The sequence below is a fragment of the Streptosporangium sp. NPDC001681 genome (assembly GCF_040298085.1).
In the GTDB taxonomy this organism is placed as follows: domain Bacteria; phylum Actinomycetota; class Actinomycetes; order Streptosporangiales; family Streptosporangiaceae; genus Streptosporangium.
The window spans coordinates 1-1,303 of the sequence record NZ_JBEOZN010000323.1; the positions used below are offsets into that span (position 1 = coordinate 1).

1 protein-coding gene is annotated in these 1,303 nt (G+C 72.5%); it reads left to right on the top strand.

Features of this window, described 5'->3' with window-relative positions; translation table 11 throughout:
- Positions 1–133: 133 nt before the first annotated feature.
- Positions 134–1,141 carry a sugar phosphate isomerase/epimerase family protein gene (locus tag ABT130_RS47615; protein WP_350914347.1) on the top strand — a complete coding sequence of 336 codons (1,008 nt, stop codon included), beginning with the start codon at positions 134–136 and terminating at the stop codon, positions 1,139–1,141.
- Positions 1,142–1,303 lie beyond the last annotated feature (162 nt).

Below are 1,303 nucleotides of genomic sequence, written 5' to 3' on the forward strand. Positions count from 1 at the left end.
GCGCCCCCTTCCGGCCTCGCCCTCGTCCCCCCCCCCCGCCCGCGGCGCGCGCGGGGGGGCGCCCCCGCGCCGGCGCCCCCCCCCCGGCCCCCCGGCCCGGCGAGAACAGGTCCATCAACCGTGTGGAGGACGTATGAGCAGGCCGATCACCTTGTTCACCGGCCAGTGGGCCGATCTGCCCTTCGAGGAGGTCTGCCGGCTGGCCTCGGGCTGGGGATACGACGGATTGGAGATCGCCTGCTGGGGCGATCACTTCGAGGTCGACAGGGCGCTGTCCGAGGACGGCTACATCGATCGCAAGCGGGAGATCCTGGCCAAGCACAACCTGGTCGTGCACGCCATCTCCAACCACCTGGTCGGCCAGGCTGTCTGTGACCATCCCATCGACGAGCGGCACAGGGCCATCCTGCCCGCCCGCGTCTGGGGTGACGGCGAGCCGGAACAGGTTCGCCGCAACGCCGCCGAGGAGATCAAGAACACCGCTCGGGCCGCGGCCAGACTCGGTGTGGACACCGTGGTCGGCTTCACCGGATCGTCCATCTGGCACACCGTGGCGATGTTCCCGCCGGTGCCGCCCGCGATGATCGAGGCCGGTTACGCCGATTTCGCCGCCCGGTGGAACCCGATCCTGGACGTCTTCGACGAGGTGGGGGTGCGTTTCGCCCACGAGGTGCATCCCAGCGAGATCGCCTATGACTACCACAGCACGGTGCGGACCCTGGAGGCCGTCGGGCACCGGCCCGCGTTCGGGCTGAACTGGGACCCCTCGCACATGGTGTGGCAGGAGATCGACCCGGTCGGCTTCATCCTGGACTTCGCCGACCGGATCTACCACGTCGACTGCAAGGACGCCAAGGTCCGCACCGGCGACGGCCGCCGCGGCCGGTTGGCCTCGCACCTGCCCTGGGGCGATCTGCGCCGGGGCTGGGACTTCGTCTCCACCGGCCGGGGCGACGTGCCGTGGGAGGACTGTTTCCGCGCGCTGAACGCGATCGGTTACACCGGGCCGATCTCCATCGAGTGGGAGGACGCGGGCATGGACCGCCTGGACGGCGCCCCCGACGCGCTGGCCGTGATCCGCAGGCTCAACGCCATCACCCCGCCCTCGGCCGCCTTCGACGCGGCCTTCTCCTCCGATTGAGGTGCTCAGGGCCGACGTGCCGGAGGCGTGTCCGGAGTGAGCCGTTCGCCTGCCGGGACGTCTCCGCGGACGGGGTGACAGGAGGCGTGCCGGTGACCCGCGCCGGGGGGGGGGGCGGGCCCGCGCGGGGGGGGGGGGCGGGGGGGGGCCCCCCCCCCCCCC